Source organism: Micromonospora sp. 4G55, assembly GCF_016803375.1.
In genome coordinates this window covers 1-2,717 of record NZ_JAEVHN010000761.1, presented here as the reverse complement: position 1 = coordinate 2,717, position 2,717 = coordinate 1, and the positions used below count along the sequence as shown (strand labels likewise).

Here is a 2,717-nt window from a genome sequence, read left to right as displayed (position 1 = left end):
GTGTCGGCGTCGGCCGGCGGGCCCCGGCCGTTGGCGCGCCCTCGCCGGCGGCGGCCGGCTGGACCGACCCGGTACTGACCGGCGGGACCGACCCGGTGCCGACCGGGAAGCCGCCGGAGGTGTTCGCGTCCTGGCCGGTCTCCACCAGGTCCAAGGGGATCAGCACGACCGCCGTGGTGCCGCCGTACGCGGACTCCTTGAGCTGCACCTTCACGCCGTGTCGCTCGGTCAGCCGGCTGACCACGTACAGGCCGAGCCGGGAGGCGTTGGCCAGGTTCAGCTCGGAGCGGTCCACGATGCGGTGGTTGGCGGCGGCCAGATCCTCCTCGGTCATGCCGAGGCCCCGGTCCTCGATCTCGATGGCGAAGCCGTTGGCCACCAGCTGGCCCCGCACCTCCACCGAGGTGTGCGGCGGCGAGAAGGTGAGCCCGTTCTCGATCAGCTCGGCCAGCAGGTGGATGACGTCGCCGACCGCCCGGCCGGCGAGCGAGACGGAACCCAGCGGCAGCACGTTCACCCGGGTGTAGTCCTCGACCTCGGCGACCGCGCCGCGCACCACGTCCACCATGGGCACGTTGCGCCGCCAGGCACGACCCGGGGTCGAGCCGGAGAGCACGATCAGGTTCTCGGCGTTGCGCCGCATCCGGGTGGCCAGGTGGTCCACCCGGAACAGGTCCTCCAGCTCCTCGGCGTCGTGCTCCCGGCGCTCCATCGAGTCGAGCAGGGTGAGCTGACGGTGGACCAGCGCCTGGGTGCGCCGGGCCAGGCTGAGGAACACCTCGCGGACGTTGCGGCGCAGCTCGGCCTGCTCCACCGCGGTACGCACGGCGGTCTCCTGCACCACGTTGAAGGCCTTGCCCACCTGGCCGATCTCGTCGTCGCCGAACTCCAGCGGCGGCGCCTCCGTGGCCACGTCGACCTCCTCGCCGTGACCGAGCCGCTCCACCACCCCGGGCAGCCGCTCGTTGGCCAGCCGGAAGGCGGCCTCGCGCAGCCGTTCGAGCTGGCGGACCAGGGCGCGGGCGGTGGTGATCGAGACGACCACCGAGGCGATGACGGCGATCAGGCCGAGGCCGGCGGCGAGCACCATCCTGATGATCACCCAGATCGCCACCGGGGTGGCTCGCTCGACCAGCGCGTCGCCGCTGGCCAGGACCGCGGCCTCCTGCTCCTGGAGCGCCGGCGCGATGGCGGCCTGCCAGTCGTCCGACTCGACGGGCAGGGGCGCGTTCGGGCGGCCGTCGCGGACCAGGCGGTCCTCCAGGGACCGCAGCCGGACGAAGGCCTCCCCCTCGGTCATCCGGGCGTACCGTTCGCGATCGGCGTCGGGCAGCTCGGCCAGCGCTCGCCGGCGAGGAACCGTTGCGCGCCGACCAGGTGGGCGAACTGGGCGTACTCCCGGTCGTTGATCCGGCCGGCGGCGGCCACCCCGGCGAACAGGGCGTCCTCCTGGGACATCAGTTCGCGCACCCGGACGAGCTGGGTGAGCGTGGCGGTGTCCTTGGCGATCTGCTCGTCGTCGAGTTTGCCCAGTGAGGCGTAGACGCGGAAGAGCGAGTCGAGCACCCCGGTGTACGCCTCGGCGGCACCGGCCCGGTCGACGGAGCGGGTGGCCACCGCGTCCCGCACCGAGCCCAGCGCGTCGAGCCGGGTGACCACCTCGTCGATTCGCGTCACCAGCTCGTCACTGGACGCGAGCCGGGCCCGCGAGCTGCGGGCCGCCTCGGCGAACTCCGCCGCGCGTTCCTCGCTGCGCCGACGCTGCTCGCGCAGCTGCTGCGCCTGCTCCTGGCTGGGCCGGCCGAGGTAGGCCACCGACATTCGGCGTTCCTGCTGCAGCTCGGTGCGCAGCGACTCGCTCGGCTCGGCGACCTGCGCGTCGAGCGTCTGCACGCCGAGCACGTTGAGACCGTCGCGCAGGGTCACCCAGGCCGCGAAAGCCCAGAGAGCGGCCAACGAGACCAGCAGGGCCACAACCTTGGTGCGCAGACTTGCACTGCGGGAACCCATCACACCCGTCCCTCGCCGGTCCTGATTCACGTTTCGGATTGGCCGAAAGCGCGACGCCGGCCCCGGCGCACGCTAGCAGTGTCCGGAAGTTCACTCAAGCAGTGCAGACCAGCGGTCTGTCGGGGTATGGGCGCCATCGCGCAGCCGGTCGCCAGCCGCCTTCCGCGCGGCGATCACGGCCGCCCGGACGATCTGTCCAGGATGGTACAGGTCCTTGTCGTGCCACAGTGGAGGGCCGTCCCGTTCTCCGTCCAGCACGGACAGTCGGCCGGCCGCCGCGGCGACGGCCGCGTCGAGCGAGGGCGAGGGCCGCCCCGCCAGGAGCACGAGCAGGCCGTACGCCGTCTCCTCCGCAGTGCCGGCCCACCGCCCCCAGGAACCGTCGGGCTGCTGACTGTCGAGCACCCAGCCGACCGCCCGCTCGACCGCCGGCCGGGCCGACGGACCGCCGTGCTCGCGCAGGGCGAGCACCGCGCAGCAGGTGGCGTAGTAGGGCGAGGCGTGCCAGCGGTCGGACCACCGGCCGTCGGCCTCCTGCCGGTCGAGCAGCCAGCCGGTGAGCCGGCGCAACACCCCCGCCGCCCGGTGGCCACCGTCGCCGGGTTGCCGGCCCAGCGCCTCCAGGACGTGCGCGTTGGTGGTCACCGAGGCGCCGTTCTCCCCCTGCCAGGTGCAGAAGTGCTCCCCGGTGTCGTACCCGGCCAGGC

Annotated in this window: 3 protein-coding genes; all 3 read right to left on the bottom strand. The window is 73.4% G+C overall.

Features of this window, described 5'->3' with window-relative positions:
* On the bottom strand, nt 1–1,300 hold a 1,300-nt coding region (locus JNW89_RS37125), incomplete at its 3' end, for an ATP-binding protein (RefSeq protein WP_255541537.1).
* Complete coding sequence (locus tag JNW89_RS37120) at nt 1,297–2,010, bottom strand: nitrate- and nitrite sensing domain-containing protein (protein ID WP_255541536.1); 714 nt, start codon at nt 2,008–2,010, stop codon at nt 1,297–1,299. The genes JNW89_RS37125 and JNW89_RS37120, both read right to left, overlap by 4 nt.
* 90 nt (nt 2,011–2,100) lie before the next feature.
* Nucleotides 2,101–2,717 (bottom strand): prenyltransferase/squalene oxidase repeat-containing protein (locus JNW89_RS33755; protein WP_305070565.1); only part of this gene is annotated, 617 nt, incomplete at its 5' end.

What these genes read in the sequence shown, in the direction of transcription:
- JNW89_RS37120 (WP_255541536.1), bottom strand. Translation starts at nt 2,010, where the DNA reads ATGGGTTCCCGCAGTGCAAGTCTGCGCACCAAGGTTGTGGCCCTGCTG.